This window comes from Pseudoalteromonas sp. MSK9-3, from assembly GCF_003590335.1.
Lineage (GTDB): Bacteria > Pseudomonadota > Gammaproteobacteria > Enterobacterales > Alteromonadaceae > Pseudoalteromonas.
Map to the genome: position 1 here is coordinate 227141 of NZ_MIET01000024.1, position 15870 is coordinate 243010.

Below are 15870 nucleotides of genomic sequence, written 5' to 3' on the forward strand. Positions count from 1 at the left end.
AGTTAGTTTTTTTATTCTAGGCTTATTCACACCGACAATAATTTTTTACAGCTGACTATGCTAACTCAACTACTGGGAGAGAACAAATGACTTGGGAATATTTAGGCTATATTGCCTCAGTTTTTTTAGTTATTTCACTAATGATGAGCAATGTCGTTAAATTACGCTGGTTTAATTTAACCGGATGTATATGTTTTGCTGTATATGGCGTGATGATTGAAGCTTGGCCTGTCGCACTGACCAACGGTTTACTGGCTTTGGTTAACAGTTACCATTTAGTGAAGCTGCACCGTGCATAGCGACATCGGTACAGCTTTAATTAAATTAGGGCTTTTGGTACTTAAGAACACCTGCTATCCAAGTCTGCTCAACTTTAATATCGTCTAGTTCAGTATGGGGCACCGTAAAATAATCTCGATCGATTAAGATAAAGTCTGCCCACTTTCCTTGCTCTAAACTCCCCGTTTTGTATTCTCTAAATTCACTGTATGCCGCATCGAGTGTAAAGGCACGTAATGCTTGTGTACGGTCTAGCTTTTCAGCAGAGCGCCAACCCCCTTTGGGTTTTTCGTCTCTAGACATTCGCGTGGTTGCCGCGTACAAGCCATGAAATGGATTTGCCAACTCAACAGGGTAATCGGAGCCAAATGCGAGTTTACTGCCTTGTTTTAAAAATGCCTGCCAAGCGTAAGCGCCTTGCAGTTGTGTATCGTCTAGGCGCTGTTGGGCCATTGTCATATCAGATGTTGCATGAACGGGTTGCATTGATGGGATTATGGCCAGAGACTTAAAACGAGGAATATCCTCTGGGTGAATGATCTGCGCATGTTCAATACGATTTCTTAATAATTTACCACCGACAGTTTTAAAAGTATTTTCATATGCATCAAGCACAATGCGATTGGCCTTATCTCCTATTGCATGGGTATGGGCACTGAACCCATGTTTAAAACTCAGGACGAGTAATGATTCAAGGTGCGGTTGTGTTTCGAGCATTAACCCTTGGTGTCCTTTTCTATCGTGATAGTCTTCTAGTAGTGCTGCACCACGGCTCCCTAGGGCACCATCTGCATATATTTTAACGCTGCGAATAGATAAAAAGTCCTGAGTGTCTTTTATGATGCCATGTTCAAGCATTGCTTCTAGTTTGTCGTCATTGGCTCCGAGCATAGCGTAAATGCGCAGTGGCAATATTTGGCGCTTGGCATGTTGTTGATATAGCTGCCATGTATCGTGATCTATTCCCGCGTCATGTGTTGAAGTGATCCCAAGGCTGAGTAAGTGTTCACCGGCGCTTTTGAGCGCGCGTTCTTTTTGTGCACGGTTAGTCTCTGGAATGTGCTTATTGATGAGAGATTCCGCTTTATCAATAAGCACTCCTGTTGGTACCCCGTTGTATGAACGTAGTATTTCCCCCCCACTGGGTGAGGTTGTTTGTGCATTTATTTTAGCCAGTTGCATAGCTTGTGTGTTGACCCAAATTGCGTGGCCATCCACGCGGGTGAGCACAACGGGCCTGTCTGATATGAATTTATCTAAGTGTTTAGCATTCGGAAATTTACCATTAGGCCAAAGTGTTTGGTCCCAACCACGACCTACAAGCCATCCAGTTGGGTTTTTTTGCGCATAAGCTTTGAGTTTTTTGCCTACCTCTTCAATTGAGCGGCTTCCTCGGAGGTCAAGGCGTAGCAAATTGTTACCAAGTCCGATAACGTGACCATGTGCATCAATTAACCCCGGTAACAGGGTTTTGCCTTTTCCATCTATACGTATTGCCTGGGGGAACTGCTTGAGCGTCTCATCATTGCCTATTTTAACGACTTTGCCTTCACGAAAAACCAAAACGCTGAATGTTTTTAAACCTAGGTTATTGGTCGGTGTATACCCTTTGATATTATGAATGAGCGTCGTTTTTGCTTGCACTTGCACGACAGACATTAGTGTAAATATCACAAAGCTTACGAGGTGTTTTATCTTCATTTCCCTGCCTTGTTGTCATTATGTTTAGTTATGCTGTTAGCACCTTATCTTAGTTTTTCTTTTCACTCAAATAGTGCCCTTTACTCCTTTTATCATTAAAAGGAGGTCTGTTTTAGTGTCGTATCTGTGGGTTAGGAAGGGACTACCTTAACTACATAACTATGATACTGTTCTACTTTATTGAGATAGGAGGGTAGTATGCAATTATTTATGGTCTATCTTGGGGGCCGAGTTGCTGGGTGTCATATTGAAATGCATGATGTACGGTTTGTGATTGGTGACAGCATTGAACAGTGCTACCCAAAACTTAAAGCTCAGTGGGTTGGAGAGAAAAATGCGGTTCACATGGACAGCTATACCGCAATAACACATATTCATGGTTATGAAGTAAGTTTAGTCACAGAGCCTATTGAACAAGCTGAGAAACTGTATTTTGTGAACATGGGAGGGTATCAGTCAACACATCTTGCGGAGCAACATGAGTTTGCACTGTTTATTGCTAAAAGTGCTGATGAGGCGAAGTGTCAAGCCAAAGCTCAGCTGTTAAAAGGTATGAGCCACCTACATAAAGATAACCTACACGATGTAGATGATTGTTTTGCAATAGATTTATTAGATGAGCAATATTTTATAAAACTGACGCCGAGTGGGCTACATAAGCCCTTAATACCTGATTGGTATGGTTACCATATTTTATAAAGTATTAATCTTCCTGTTGCTCTGCTTTTATTGCCATTCTAATCGCAATAATGACAATGGCGAACAATAAAAAAGGCAGCGCAGCTAAACTGTATTCAGCAATGTTACTTTCCTGAAAGCTAGGTTGAAGAATAAAGTGCCCGCCTATACAGAGCAAAATCGCCACTAGTAATAATGGCAACATGATCAATTCTTTGCGTTTTGAGTGTGTTTTCATAGCCAATCTCCTGTTTGATTCGCACTATGGCGCATATTATCATGTTCACGTTTGATACGGATCATTTGATCAACCATTTAAACGTAAGATTTGACATACAATGTTTAGTTGAGAGCTATAACAAAACCATATCGTGGATAGAAGCACAGATCTCGCACGCGTAAAGATGCCATCACTGTCTAAAAATAACCATGCAGCCCTTACAACTCGAAGATCCTTCTATAAACGCTTGTTTTAATTTAGGTGCCTATTGTTTTTTGGAACACTTGAACAAAATTTACTTGTACGAAATATCTACTTTGTTATAAATGATGATGCAGGATGGGCGGAGGTATGATGAATAAAAACATAGTTGTAATTAAATTTGGTACCAGTGTATTAACCGCTGGGAAAAAAACATTAAACAAACCTCGTATGGTTGAATTGGTGCGGCAGTGCGTACAGTTAAAAAATGCAGGGTATCAACTCGTGTTAGTTTCAAGTGGGGCTGTTGCCGCAGGTCGCTCGCAATTAACTAAGCAATGCGGTTCAACATTAAAAGAAAAACAGATGCTTGCCGCAATTGGACAGGGGCAGCTTATTCATATGTGGCAAACGTTGTTTTCCTTATATGATATTTCCGTAGCGCAAATGCTGCTTACACGCGCAGATGTTGAACATCGAGATCGATATTTAACAGCTAGAGATACACTAACGGAATTACTACATCACGATGTAGTGCCTATTATTAATGAAAACGATGCTGTGTCGACCGCTGAAATCACTGTGGGCGATAACGATAACTTATCTGCGATGGTGGCAATACTCGCTAATGCAAATAAGTTGATCTTGTTAACTGATCAATCTGGACTTTTTACAGCCGACCCTCGAAATTGCCCTGACGCACAATTGATTTCTGAGGTACATAAGGTGGATGATGAATTGCGCGCTTTGGCTGGAGGCAGTGGTAGTAGTCTAGGTACGGGGGGGATGGCAACGAAGCTGCAAGCCGCAGATATAGCTCAAAGAGCGGGAGTCGAAACGATTATCGCGAAAGGAAGTGAATGTGATGTTATTACTCAAGTGATAAATAATGACGCACCGAATACCACTTTCTTGCGTTTTAGTGCGCCTGTAGAGGGGCGCAAAAAATGGTTACTCTCTGCGCCAAAATCAACCGGTGCCTTGATCATTGATACCGGTGCCTGTGAGGCGCTCATTAATAATGGCGCAAGTTTGTTAGCCAAAGGGGTTATATCGAGTCAAGGGCAATTTAAAAGGGGAGATCTAGTGACTGTAAAGGATCAGAACGGCCGTATTATCGCGAAAGGTTTATGTGGTTTTTCAGATAGTGAGCTACGCGTGATTAAAGGGTGGCATAGCTCTCAAATTGAAGCGGAGTTAGGGTGTAAGTCATCTTATGAGGTACTTCATAGAGATGATATGGTTTTATTAGAATGTGTATTGTAGTGCGTAATTTACGTAGGGTGGTCTAAGCTATAAGCTCAAGAGTGTTTTGAGGCTTGAGATGAATACTGTCACACCGTGTGGTCATGAATTAACAACACGCTTGCTTGATCAAAAAAGCGAGTGTGCACTAGATAGCTGCTTTAATCGAGTGCTGAGTACCCTAACTCACGAGACGCAGGCGTGTGCGCTCTTTTTTAGTAAGCACTTTTCGCAGATACATACACCTGTGGTCGTTTTTAACTCGTTGGATGAGCCCCTCTCCGACGACACTATCGACCTGCATCTTGCTAAGTTAAAAAAACTCAAACCCAGTATTGAAGTACACCATTATCAAAAAATGAGTGTCTTTCCGGCAAAGTTTGAAAATAACCTACTGGGCTTTTTAGTAGTAAAAGCGACAAATAATGCGCTTAAACCTTTTGAAAACCTCATCGCGCATTTGTTAAATGTGTATGTAAAGCAGCTTTCTACGCTGCATTACGCGTGTATTGACCCACTTTCTCAGTTGTTAAACCGTCAAACCTTTGAAGAAAAAGTGTTGAGCGTGGTTGCCCGAGATAATCACGCAGCAATGCGACAAGGGTATGCTGAGCGGTCTTGGTACTTAGCGATGTTAGATATAGATAACTTTAAGTTGGTTAACGATACATACGGGCATGTGATTGGTGATGAAGTTATTTTGCTGGTGGCGCAGTTGTTAAAAAATAACTTTAGAGCTGAAGATTACGTATTTCGCTATGGTGGTGAAGAGTTTGCTGTGCTTTTTCCAAGCCAAAATGCGCAGACCGCGTTTGAAGGACTTGATAGGATCCGATCGCTCATCGCGGCAACGCGCTTTCCTCAGGTCGGTACTGTGACCGTGAGTGGGGGCTTTGTGACCTTGATTGATATTGGTCAAACTTCAGAGGCTGTGCACCAGGCTGATCAAGCCTTATATTACTCTAAGCAGCATGGACGTAATAAAATGACATATTTTAATGACTTAGATATTAAGCCGTTAGAGCTCAATCAGAGCGATATTGAATTGTTTTAGCTTGTGATATGATATACCCATTATAGATATGGGGAAAAATATGAAATTTGTACGTTGGTTACTTGGACGCATCATCTTATTACTTGATTTTATCTTCACTCCAAGCAGTAAAAAGCGCTCACCAGAGCAACAAAACATGCTTGATATGCAAACTGCGCAGTTTAAATTGTATCAATTTAAAGCCTGCCCTTTTTGCGTAAAGGTGCGTCGTGCGATAAAGCGTGAAGGGTTAAACATTGAAACGCGTGATGCAAAAGCAAATGATCAATATCGGCAAGAGTTAGCGGAGCAAGGGGGTAAAGTAAAAGTACCTTGTTTACGTATCGAGCAAAACAACAAAGTTACTTGGTTGTATGAATCGAGCGACATTGTCAGTTATCTGCAAAAACTTGATAACGCCGCATAAAGACTGCTCACAGAGCAATGAGAAAATTTGAGAATATGGGTTGGTATGCTAGCATACCAACCCATATTTTATTGTCTGATATTTAAGAGAATCCACATGACTATCCGTACTCGTGTAGCCCCGTCGCCGACGGGTGATCCGCATTTAGGCACCGCTTATATTGCGCTTTTTAATTACTGTTTTGCTAAGCAGCAAGGTGGTGAGTTTGTATTACGTATTGAAGATACGGACCAAGTGCGCAGCACCCCAGAATCAGAACAAGCGATTATGGATAGCTTACGTTGGTTAGGTTTAGAGTGGGATCATGGCCCGGATATTGGTGGCGAGTTTGGCCCATATCGCCAATCAGAGCGCAGCGAAATATACAAAAAATATGCACACCAGCTGGTTGAGCAAGGCAAAGCTTTTTATTGTTTTGCGACCTCTGAAGAGCTAGATCAAATGCGTGAAGAGCAAATGGCTGAAGGGTTGCGTCCAAAATATGATGGACGTGGTTTACTGCTAACTGAAGAGCAAATTAAAGCGAACTTAGACGAAGGTAAGCCTTATGTGATTCGTATGAAGATCCCAGCCGAAGGCACCTTTAAGTTTAATGACTATCTGCGTGATGAAATAGAGATCCCGTGGGAAAATGTCGACATGCAGGTGCTACTTAAAGCTGATGGATTCCCAACGTATTTCTTAGCGAATGTGGTTGATGATCACCATATGCAGATCAGTCATATTTTCCGCGGGGAAGAGTGGATCAACTCAGCCCCTAAGTTGCTGAAATTATACGAAGACTTTGGTTGGGAAGCGCCAGTGTTAGGTCACCTTCCATTGTTACGCAACCCTGATAAGTCTAAATTGTCGAAGCGTAAGAACCCCACTTCAATTAATTATTACAAAGAGATGGGTTTTTTACCTGAGGCTGTACTTAATTATCTTGGTCGTATGGGTTGGTCTATGCCTGATGAGCGTGAAAAATTCACGTTAGCAGAAATGATTGAACATTTTGACATGAAACGAGTTTCATTGGGTGGCCCGGTATTTGATGTTGATAAGTTAAGCTGGTTAAACGGCCTTTGGATCCGTGAAAACCTCACTGACGAACAACTTATTCAGCGTTTTGTGGATTGGAAGTTTAACGGTGAAACGCTAGCACGAATTTTACCTGAAGCGAAAGCGCGTATTAACACCTTGTCTGACTTGGTTGATTTGGCTGGTCACTTTGTAGGGGGGATCCCTGAATATGACCCTGCGTTGCTAACGGCGGGTAAAGCGGATGAAGAGGTTGTTCGTCAGGCGTTACAGTTCTTTATTTGGGAACTTGAAAGCTTACGTAGCTGGGAAAAAAGCGAAATTTTTGCGATTGCAAAATCAGTGTCTACGTTCCATGAATTAAAAATTAAAGACTTCTTAGAGCCAATCTTTGTGGCGGTTACAGGTAAAGCATCTTCAACTTCGGTATTGGATGCAATGGAAATCTTAGGCTCAGATCTGTCAAGAGCACGTTTACGTGTTGCGCTAGGGCATATTGGCGTATCGAAGAAACAAGCTAAAAAGCTTGAAAAAGCCTATAGAGATTACCCTGCTTCATAATTCAACTGATTGAATTTTATAATTAAAAAGCCACCTTAAATCTAGGTGGTTTTTTTTATGCTTAAATTTAAACAGATTCGACCTCTTATTGTAAATATTCTGATAACATGGCGCGGTTTTATAACTGATCAAAGAAAGAGTATATGTTAAGTCGTTTTTACCAAGAGCAAGGCGAGCACGTGGTGATCACCCGTGAACAAGGTAGTTTATTTGCAAAGCAAGTTGCAGATGATTTTAATCCATTGCATGACGTTGATGCTAAAAAGTTTTGTGTTCCTGGCGACTTACTTTTTTCTTTGGTTTTAGCCCGTTATGGGGTCAGTGAAAATATGCAGTTTTCATTTGTTGGCATGGTAGATGAATCGTCTTTATTGAGCTTTCCGCAAGGCAGTGACGCCTTTGATATTACCTCAAATGATAAAGTGATGATGTCGGTAAAACGAGAGGGCGAAGCGAACTTATGCCCAACGTTAATTGACAGTTTGACCAAGAACTATGTTGAGTTTTCTGGCACTGCATTTCCGCATGTTATTATTCCTTTAATGGCAGAGCAAGGGGTTATGATAAACCCTGCACGTCCTATGGTAATTTATGAATCAATGGCGATTCATTTAGATGATAAATCTATTTCTCAGGTGGAGCTAGCTGCTGATACACCGGAATTTAGCTACGAAGGTAAACGCGGTAAAATTATTTTACGCTTTAAGTTATTAAGTAACGGTCAGCAAGTTGGTCGGGGTGAAAAGCATATGTTGGTGTCAGGTATTCGTGAATACTGCCAAGATATGGTTGATGATTTAATTACATATTACAACAACAGAAAAGCCACACTATAAACGCACGTTGCCGTGAATATTGATAGTGACGCCTGATGCGGGCATCTGTTGCACGCATTTGTTATACTGCAGCCAATTTATTTGTCTGTGAGTCGTCACTATGTCATTCCAATCTTTGCAGTTAGCGCCTGAGCTTGATCAGGCCTTAGCGACACTGCAGTTTTCTGTCCCCACGCCAATACAACAGCAAAGCATTCCTCTGGTGCTTGAAGGGCATGATTTATTAGCAACAGCACAAACCGGTACGGGCAAAACTGCGGCTTTCATGTTGCCAATCTTACATCGCCTTTTAAAAGAACCTGAACACAATGGTAAGGTAAGGGCTTTAGTGTTGGCACCAACCAGAGAGCTTGCTCAGCAAGTTGCAGCTAATAGTGAAGCGTACGCTCAATACACAGGTTTAAAAGTCGCGTGTATTTACGGCGGGGCGAATATTAGTCCACAAGAGAAGGCACTCAAAGCAGGTGTTGATGTTGTTGTTGCAACTCCAGGTCGGTTACTTGATCACTTGCTAAAGGGGACTTTAAAATTAGACAAGGTATCTCACTTGGTCTTTGATGAAGCCGACCGTATGCTTGATATGGGGTTTATTGGTGAAATTAAGCGCATTATGCGTCATTTACCAGAACAAAGACAAACGCTGCTATTTTCAGCCACCCTCGATGAACAAGTACAAAAATTGGCGGCACAATGGCTTGCCAAGCCGCAGCGAGTGGGTGTAGATCCAGAGAATAGCGCAGCCGAAAAAGTAGAACAGCTATTTTATGCGGTCGATGATGATAGAAAGCGTGAGCTGATGTCACATCTTATCGGGAAGAATAATTGGCAGCAGGTGCTTATTTTTACTCGAACGAAAAATATGGCCGATGAATATGCCAAAGAACTGAATAAAGACGGCTTGCCAACCTTAGCCATTCATGGTGATAAATCGCAAGGTGCCCGCGATAAAGCGTTGGCACAATTTAAGTCAGGTAAAACGCGAGTACTGGTCGCGACTGATGTTGCCGCACGTGGGATAGATATTGTTGATTTAAACTATGTGATAAACGCACAGCTCCCCTTCGTTGCAGAAGATTATATCCATCGCATAGGGCGGACTGGGCGCGCAGGTAAAGCTGGGATGGCATTATCGTTGGTCAGCGTTGATGAGCAGTGGTTATTAGAAGAGCTTGAGGTGTTACTTGATGAACGCCTCACACCGCAATGGTTACAAGGTTATGAACCCGACTTAACGAAGGAGCCCAAAGATAACCGAAAAAACTCAGCGAAAGCACGTAAGCAACGCGATAAAAAACATATTTTAGGTAAGCGAGATCAGCGACGCCGTAAAAAATAAATGAGTTAACTCTGTATTAATGCGACAGGTTTGATGTTTTGTTGGTATGCTTATTAAGCAAGAGGCAACGGACATAGGCACACAAGAGACTGTCGCATGGATACTGATCCTGAGTTACTAGAACAGACTAAATCACAAGAGACGCTCGCGAAATGGCAAAAAACCATTGATTTAATGGCGCGAGTGTTTAATGCCCCCGCCGGGTTTATAGTACAAGCTCAACAAGATGGGTATTCTGTACTGGTCGCTAATCGTAATGAAAAGAACCCTTATTCAGCCGGTGGTGTTATTCCACTCGACACCAATATTTTTTGTAAAAAAGTGGTGTTAGATAATGCACCATTATATGAACGCCATGCGAGTACGAATCAGCGGTGGGATACAAACCCAGAGGTGAGTGAAGATGGGTTCGAATCGTATTTAGGGGTTCCTATTCGGTGGCCTGACGGTAGCGCATTTGGCACGTTATGCGTGATGGATTTTAAAATCACCGCGTATGATATTAATTTACAGGAATTAATAGAGCATCTACGAGATATGCTCGAAGATGATTTGATTTTAATTCACCGCTTTAGCCAAATGCGCCATATTGCCATGCTCGACCCCTTAACCAATATTTATAATCGACGTGCAGTTGTGACACTCGCGGAGCATAAACGTGATATTGCTCTTAAAATGCATATGTACTTTTACTGTATTTTTATTGACCTGAATGAGTTCAAGGCCGTAAATGATCAGTATGGTCACCCTGTTGGTGATAAAGTGTTAAATGGGTTAGCTACAGCTATAAAGGCGGTAAGTCGTGATGATGATTTAGCTGGGCGTATGGGCGGAGATGAGTTTTTAATGTTTGTTCAAGGGCCATCTGGTGACTGGGTAAATGATTTGATGCAACGTTTAACCACGGAATTTGAGCAATTGCTGTTAGCACAAAACCTACCTAATGTGGTGTTTAGCTATGGGCATGCTATGACCGACGATAAGTTTTTTGACTTACAACAATTAATTAGCCTAGCTGATAAAGCTATGTATCAAGCTAAGACTGAAAAGTCTTAACCCAATACACAAAAGCACGCTGCGTGTTATGCAATTTGCTTCTCAGCTAAGTTCAATTCCATAGTGGCCTTGAGTAAGCGGTAAAGGTTTATTGATGCATCTATTTCTTCTTTACGGTTGGTTAAGCTTTCAATATTCAGCCCTAAAGGGACATTCAATCGTGCGCAGCTTTGTAAGATTAAATCTAAGTTTTCACGACAAATGCGGATTGATTCACTCAACGGATTTTGTGAGTCAAGCATGCGCCACTTGGTTGCATCTGGCACCGAGATACCCAACCACTCCATAAATTCAAGCGTCTTTTGTCCGCCACAGGGCGTAAACGTTAAAATAATACGTTTAGGTGTATCGCCTTGTTGCTTGCAAGTTCTTGCGTAGCTGGTGATTAAGTCGATAGTTTCTTGGGGGTTATAGACTGCTTGAGATATAAAAAATTCACAGCCTTGCGCTGTTTTTTCAATTAAACGTTGCTGTTCGTTCTTTTTACTCGCGTGGCGCTCGGCAATCGTGACGCCCCCGAGAAAAAATGATTCTTGATGTGCAGCCAAGGCTTTATAGGCATCGGGTAAGCTTAATCGAATGTCGCCAGTAGAGGATGGACTGCCAACAAGGACTAGGTTATCTAATCCAAATTTGTCTTTTGTGTCGCTTAGCCACTCATTAAATTGTGACGCATCACGCTGTGCCACGCTTTTGTAGGTGATCACATCTAATTGAGATAACTCCCTAATGAGCTGGCTATATTCACATGGATCAACCGTATGTTTAAACGGGAAAGGGCGAGGGGCTTGTGTGCGACTACTTTCATCTTGAATATCATAGATAACGACACCGTCGTACTCTATTTCGTGTAAACGAGCCAGCAGCTTATTGGCAATGGTTTCTAATTGAGCTCTATCAGTACCTTGCTTTGGTGGGGTAGTACCAATCAAGTAAACGCCCTGATTTGGGTCTTGTATTTTGTCTTGCAGTGATAAAGCCATAATCCTCATTCCAGCCTAAAGTCGTTTTGATGGGTATAATATAGCAGCCATTTAGACGTCTAGATAGATTTTTTTATTGAAACTTACTCAACAACCATGAATTAGACGCATATTCTTAATTAGTCTACTGAAATTTATCGACATATTTTTTTACATAAATCTGCCTTTTTTGGGTATAACCCTTGTTAATTTACGGCATAATTGCATGGTTAAACTAGCCACCGCGCTAGTTAAAAAAATAATTTTTAAGGACACATATGAAATTTAAACTATTGGCAACCAGCCTAGCGGTAACACTCGCATTAACTGGCTGTGTAAGTAACAGTGCGAACAACAGTACACCTGTGGCTAGCGTAGCAAATGCCAGTGATAAAGTGTTTTCACAAGATTACCTAATTGAAGAGCTTGAGAATGGCTTACGAGTCATGGTGGTAAAAACGGATTACCCTGATGTGGTGTCATTACAGATCCCAGTATCTGTGGGCTCGCGTGATGAAGTAGAGGCAGGTAAAACCGGTTTTGCCCACTTCTTTGAACATATGATGTTTAAAGGATCTGAAAAGTACCCTCAAGAAGTGTACTCAGATATATTGAAAAACTCAGGTGTTGATAATCGCGCATATACAACCAATGATTTTACTAATTACTATTTGAGCTTTTCAAAAGAACATTTAAACAAAGTCCTTGAAATTGAAGCTGACATATTTCAAAACTTGTCATACACCGAAGAGCAGTTTCGTACTGAAGCTCTGACTGTAAAAGGCGAGTATTTAAAGAACAATGCAAACCCAGTGCGTAAGTTATTATCGGCGGTACGTAACGAGGCCTTCGATAAGCATACCTATAAACACACCACAATGGGCTTTTTCAAAGATATTGAAGCGATGCCAGATCAAATGGCGTATGGGCAAACCTTCTTTGAGCGCTTTTATAAACCAGAATATGTATCAATGGTGATTGTTGGTGACGTTGATCCACAAGAAACCATGAAAGCGGTCAAGCAGCATTGGGGGAATTGGAAAAAAGGTGACTTCAAAGCAGAGGTGCCTGTTGAGCCAAAACAAACTGAGGCAAAATATGTCCATGAGCAATTTGAAGGTATGCCTGGTCATTGGTTATTAGTTTCTTATAAAGGCACTTCATGGGTGCCAGAGAAGAAAGACCGAGCGGCGCTAGATCTGATCTCAGAGTTATACTTTGGTAAAAACTCAGCGTTGTATCAAGAGCTTGTTGTTGACAAACAAATCGCTAGTCAAATGTTCCCGTATAATGCAGAAACGAAAGATCCAGGGCTATTGCACGTATTTGTTAAAGTTGAAAAAGAGCAAGACTTAATAGTTGTACGAGATGCAATTAACCGCACTTATGCTAGTGCGCGCACTGAGTTGGTTGATGCTGATAAATTGGCTGCGTTAAAATCAAATAGAAAATATAGCTTTATTAATGGCCTTGATTCATCACAAGCGATAGCATCTACGCTTGCACGTTATATGCATTTTGAGCGTGATCCTGAAGTGATTAATCAATTATACCAATCGGCTGATTCAGTGACGCCAGAAGATATCCGCACTATCGCGAATGAATATTTTGTCGACAGTGGGCGTACGACAGTTACTATGTCAGATCTTGCTAAGGTATCAGGGTTCGAGCGTGAAGTTTCACTGAATACGCTGGTTACAGACTCAAAACAGCCAGTAGAACGTCACTTTAAGTTACTTGATAAAACCAATACCTCTCCACTTGTTGACGTGAACTTATTGTTTTATACAGGTGCCGCAGCTGATCCTGTTGGTAAAAAAGGGGTGGCAGCACTGACTGCGGCTATGCTTGCAAAAGGCGGCTCGCAAACTAAAACGTATAAAGAGATTCAAACGGCGCTTTACCCAATTGCAGGCAGTTTTAATTACCAAATTGATAAAGAAATGATTTCATTGCGCGGGCGTGTTCACAAAGATAATGCCCAGCAATGGTATGACTTAGTCAGTAGGCAACTACTTGACCCAGGTTTTAGAGAAGATGACTTTAAACGTTTGAAGAAAGAGTTGATAGACGGCATTAAAGCGGGCTTAAAATCGTCTAATGATGAAGAATTAGGTAAAGAGGTGCTTTATCATAAACTTTATCAAGGCCACCCATATGAAAGTTATAACTTTGGTGATTTGTCTGATTTAGATGCGTTAACGTTAGACGATGTGAAAGCTTTTTACCGCAGTGAGTTTACTCAGGCTAAATTAAATGTGGGGATCACTGGTGCGTTATCTGAAAAAGTAAAAGCTCAACTTCTAGATGATTTAGCAACGCTACCAAAAGGTGATGAAGCACGTTTGATGGTACCTGATGCGCCAATATTAACAGGTCGTCACGCTACAATTATCGAGAAAAATGCTAAATCTACCGCTGTGTCGTTTGGTTTCCCTATCGATACAATACGCAGTTCTAAAGATTGGACCGCATTGTGGCTAGTGCGATCATACTTTGGTGAGCACCGTAGTTCGAATAGCTTTTTGTATAAGCGCATTCGTCAAACTCGTGGTATGAACTATGGTGATTACGCATATATTGAATACTTCCCACGTGGTATGTTCCAAACAAAGCCTGATGCGAACTTAGGCCGTTCAGAGCAGATTTTCCAAATTTGGTTACGTCCTCTTCGTTCGAATAACGATGCTCACTTTGCAACACGCGTTGCACAATTTGAGCTAGATAAGTTAATTGAGCAAGGGATGACTGATAAAGACTTTAATGCGACGCGAAACTTCTTAAGTAATTACGTTCCGCAGCTAGTTGCAAGTCAAGATCGCCAATTAGGATATGCACTCGATAGTGAATATTACAACACGGAAAGCTTTGTTGAATATGTTCGTAAACAACTTTCCAATTTGACGGTGGAAGATGTCAATCGCGTGATATCTGACACACTACAAACTGACAATATGCATTATGTTTTCATCACTGGTGATGGTAAAGATATGGCACAGCGTTTGGCGTCGGAGCAAGTATCTTCGCTTAAATACAATACGAATAAGCCAGCATCGCTGATTAATGAAGACAAGCAGATTGAAAAGTATAAGCTTGCCATTCCATCAGGCAATATAACGGTGGAAGATGTAAAAACTGTTTTTGAATAATTAACAGCTTTACGTGATGCTTTAACGAGAAATGGCCATAATTAATTTATGGCCATTTTTATATTTGAGTGAAAAATTGTAATAAATGCTATTTATTACAATGAGATGCTAGATTCTCGTTATACGTGCTTTGTATCACATTAAGTACACCGATATGGTACATAGATAAAAGCGATAATATTGCTCTATACAGAGCAGTTTGTTATAAGTAATAGCGAGAAGGTTTGCAATAGCAGTAACATATCTTGTGTTAAGCCGTTAAAATCTGCAAGTATTAGCAATAGTTAGGTTTTCCTTATGCGTCATGAAATTTGGCACCAGCTTCAAAAAGAAGCAAAAGAATTAGTCAACGTCGAGCCTTTACTCGCAAGTCACGTTTATTCAAGTGTGCTAAATCATGAGTGTTTGGGTGCAGCATTGAGTTTTATCGTTGCTAACAAACTGGCTGATGCCGTGGTATCAGCGTTTACGATAAGAGAATTGTTCGATCAAGCGTTTGTCGATTGCGATAAAATGCTCACGCATGTAGCCCATGATATAAAAGCGGTTAAAGATCGCGACCCAGCGGCCGATAGTTACTTAACCGTAATTTTGAATCTGAAAGGTTTTCATGCGATACAAGCACATCGACTTGCCTACTGCCTATGGCGACAAAACAGAAAAGAATTGGCTCGGTTTATTCAAAGCCGTACATCCGAAGTATTTGGTGTTGACATCCATCCTGCTTGTAAAGTCGGTCATGGCATTATGCTTGATCATGCGACTGGTATAGTGATTGGTGAAACCGCCGTTATTGAAGATAATGTGTCGATTTTACAATCGGTCACGCTGGGTGGTACAGGTAATGAGCAAGGCGACCGTCACCCTAAAATCCGTGCCGGTGTACTCATTGGCGCAGGGGCGAAAGTACTTGGTAACATTGAAGTGGGAGAATGCGCGCGAATTGGTGCCGGTTCTGTCGTATTGAACCCTGTAGCACCGCATACCACGGTCGTTGGGATCCCTGCTAAAGTAGTGGGTAAACCAAACTGTCCTAATCCAGCTGAAAGCATGAACCAAAACTTCTTAGAAGATGAACCAAACTCGGTGAATGATTCTTACACGAGCGCCATGCTCTAGCTGTCATCAAAAGTCGCTCAGTTGGGCTGTTCATCACTTATGATGAG

General features: G+C 41.6%; 14 protein-coding genes. 11 read left to right on the forward strand and 3 right to left on the reverse strand.

Annotated elements, in window-relative coordinates; all coding sequences use genetic code 11:
* Positions 1–86: 86 nt before the first annotated feature.
* Complete coding sequence (locus tag BGP78_RS09725; RefSeq protein ID WP_119861213.1) at positions 87–299, forward strand: YgjV family protein; 213 nt, start codon at positions 87–89, stop codon at positions 297–299.
* Positions 300–324: 25 nt separating this feature from the next.
* Here BGP78_RS09725 and BGP78_RS09730 read toward each other — a convergent pair whose 3' ends face one another.
* Complete coding sequence (locus tag BGP78_RS09730) at positions 325–1980, reverse strand: amidohydrolase (RefSeq protein ID WP_182912258.1); 1656 nt, start codon at positions 1978–1980, stop codon at positions 325–327.
* Positions 1981–2178: 198 nt separating this feature from the next.
* Between BGP78_RS09730 and BGP78_RS09735 the strand changes: the two genes are divergently transcribed.
* Complete coding sequence (locus BGP78_RS09735) at positions 2179–2679, forward strand: DUF1543 domain-containing protein (RefSeq protein ID WP_119861214.1); 501 nt, start codon at positions 2179–2181, stop codon at positions 2677–2679.
* Positions 2680–2683: 4 nt separating this feature from the next.
* Here the strand turns inward: BGP78_RS09735 and BGP78_RS09740 are convergent, their stop codons facing one another.
* The gene (locus BGP78_RS09740; RefSeq protein ID WP_119861215.1) at positions 2684–2896 is read right to left on the reverse strand and encodes a hypothetical protein; all 213 of its coding nucleotides are present in this window, start codon (positions 2894–2896) and stop codon (positions 2684–2686) included.
* A gap of 333 nt (positions 2897–3229) precedes the next feature.
* On the opposite strand from BGP78_RS09740, the gene proB reads away from it, so the two are divergent.
* The 7 genes from proB (at position 3230) to BGP78_RS09775 (ending at position 10593) form a co-directional block, all read left to right on the forward strand.
* Positions 3230–4345, forward strand: a complete 1116-nt coding sequence (proB, locus tag BGP78_RS09745; RefSeq protein ID WP_119861274.1) for a glutamate 5-kinase — start codon at positions 3230–3232, stop codon at positions 4343–4345.
* A 58-nt stretch (positions 4346–4403) separates the two neighbouring features.
* Positions 4404–5378 (forward strand): GGDEF domain-containing protein, encoded by a 975-nt coding sequence (locus BGP78_RS09750; protein WP_119861216.1) that lies wholly within the window; start codon positions 4404–4406, stop codon positions 5376–5378.
* A gap of 40 nt (positions 5379–5418) precedes the next feature.
* Positions 5419–5784 (forward strand): glutaredoxin domain-containing protein, encoded by a 366-nt coding sequence (locus tag BGP78_RS09755; RefSeq protein ID WP_119861217.1) that lies wholly within the window; start codon positions 5419–5421, stop codon positions 5782–5784.
* A 96-nt stretch (positions 5785–5880) separates the two neighbouring features.
* A complete protein-coding gene (gltX, locus tag BGP78_RS09760; RefSeq protein WP_119861218.1) occupies positions 5881–7365 on the forward strand; it encodes a glutamate--tRNA ligase in 1485 nt (494 codons plus the stop codon).
* A gap of 143 nt (positions 7366–7508) precedes the next feature.
* Positions 7509–8201: a DUF3581 family protein gene (locus BGP78_RS09765; protein WP_119861219.1), complete on the forward strand. Its 693-nt coding sequence runs from the start codon at positions 7509–7511 to the stop codon at positions 8199–8201.
* Positions 8202–8301: 100 nt separating this feature from the next.
* Positions 8302–9537 carry a DEAD/DEAH box helicase gene (locus BGP78_RS09770; protein WP_119861220.1) on the forward strand — a complete coding sequence of 412 codons (1236 nt, stop codon included), beginning with the start codon at positions 8302–8304 and terminating at the stop codon, positions 9535–9537.
* Between the two features lie 96 nt (positions 9538–9633).
* Positions 9634–10593 carry a sensor domain-containing diguanylate cyclase gene (locus BGP78_RS09775; RefSeq protein WP_119861221.1) on the forward strand — a complete coding sequence of 320 codons (960 nt, stop codon included), beginning with the start codon at positions 9634–9636 and terminating at the stop codon, positions 10591–10593.
* Positions 10594–10619: 26 nt separating this feature from the next.
* Here the strand turns inward: BGP78_RS09775 and BGP78_RS09780 are convergent, their stop codons facing one another.
* Positions 10620–11576 (reverse strand): methylenetetrahydrofolate reductase, encoded by a 957-nt coding sequence (locus BGP78_RS09780; protein ID WP_119861222.1) that lies wholly within the window; start codon positions 11574–11576, stop codon positions 10620–10622.
* 257 nt (positions 11577–11833) lie between these two features.
* Here BGP78_RS09780 and BGP78_RS09785 point away from each other — a divergent pair, with 257 nt between their 5' ends.
* Positions 11834–14704, forward strand: coding sequence for a pitrilysin family protein (locus BGP78_RS09785; RefSeq protein ID WP_119861223.1), 2871 nt, complete (start codon positions 11834–11836; stop codon positions 14702–14704).
* 297 nt (positions 14705–15001) lie between these two features.
* Positions 15002–15823, forward strand: a complete 822-nt coding sequence (cysE, locus tag BGP78_RS09790) for a serine O-acetyltransferase (RefSeq protein ID WP_119861224.1) — start codon at positions 15002–15004, stop codon at positions 15821–15823.
* The last annotated feature ends 47 nt before the right edge of the window (positions 15824–15870 follow it).

What these genes read in the sequence shown, in the direction of transcription:
- BGP78_RS09740 (WP_119861215.1), bottom strand. Translation starts at nt 2,896, where the DNA reads ATGAAAACACACTCAAAACGCAAAGAATTGATCATGTTGCCATTATTA.
- BGP78_RS09755 (WP_119861217.1), top strand. Translation starts at nt 5,419, where the DNA reads ATGAAATTTGTACGTTGGTTACTTGGACGCATCATCTTATTACTTGAT.
- BGP78_RS09765 (WP_119861219.1), top strand. Translation starts at nt 7,509, where the DNA reads ATGTTAAGTCGTTTTTACCAAGAGCAAGGCGAGCACGTGGTGATCACC.
- BGP78_RS09725 (WP_119861213.1), top strand. Translation starts at nt 87, where the DNA reads ATGACTTGGGAATATTTAGGCTATATTGCCTCAGTTTTTTTAGTTATT.
- BGP78_RS09730 (WP_182912258.1), bottom strand. Translation starts at nt 1,980, where the DNA reads ATGAAGATAAAACACCTCGTAAGCTTTGTGATATTTACACTAATGTCT.
- gltX (WP_119861218.1), top strand. Translation starts at nt 5,881, where the DNA reads ATGACTATCCGTACTCGTGTAGCCCCGTCGCCGACGGGTGATCCGCAT.
- BGP78_RS09785 (WP_119861223.1), top strand. Translation starts at nt 11,834, where the DNA reads ATGAAATTTAAACTATTGGCAACCAGCCTAGCGGTAACACTCGCATTA.
- cysE (WP_119861224.1), top strand. Translation starts at nt 15,002, where the DNA reads ATGCGTCATGAAATTTGGCACCAGCTTCAAAAAGAAGCAAAAGAATTA.
- BGP78_RS09735 (WP_119861214.1), top strand. Translation starts at nt 2,179, where the DNA reads ATGCAATTATTTATGGTCTATCTTGGGGGCCGAGTTGCTGGGTGTCAT.
- proB (WP_119861274.1), top strand. Translation starts at nt 3,230, where the DNA reads ATGATGAATAAAAACATAGTTGTAATTAAATTTGGTACCAGTGTATTA.
- BGP78_RS09770 (WP_119861220.1), top strand. Translation starts at nt 8,302, where the DNA reads ATGTCATTCCAATCTTTGCAGTTAGCGCCTGAGCTTGATCAGGCCTTA.
- BGP78_RS09780 (WP_119861222.1), bottom strand. Translation starts at nt 11,576, where the DNA reads ATGGCTTTATCACTGCAAGACAAAATACAAGACCCAAATCAGGGCGTT.
- BGP78_RS09750 (WP_119861216.1), top strand. Translation starts at nt 4,404, where the DNA reads ATGAATACTGTCACACCGTGTGGTCATGAATTAACAACACGCTTGCTT.
- BGP78_RS09775 (WP_119861221.1), top strand. Translation starts at nt 9,634, where the DNA reads ATGGATACTGATCCTGAGTTACTAGAACAGACTAAATCACAAGAGACG.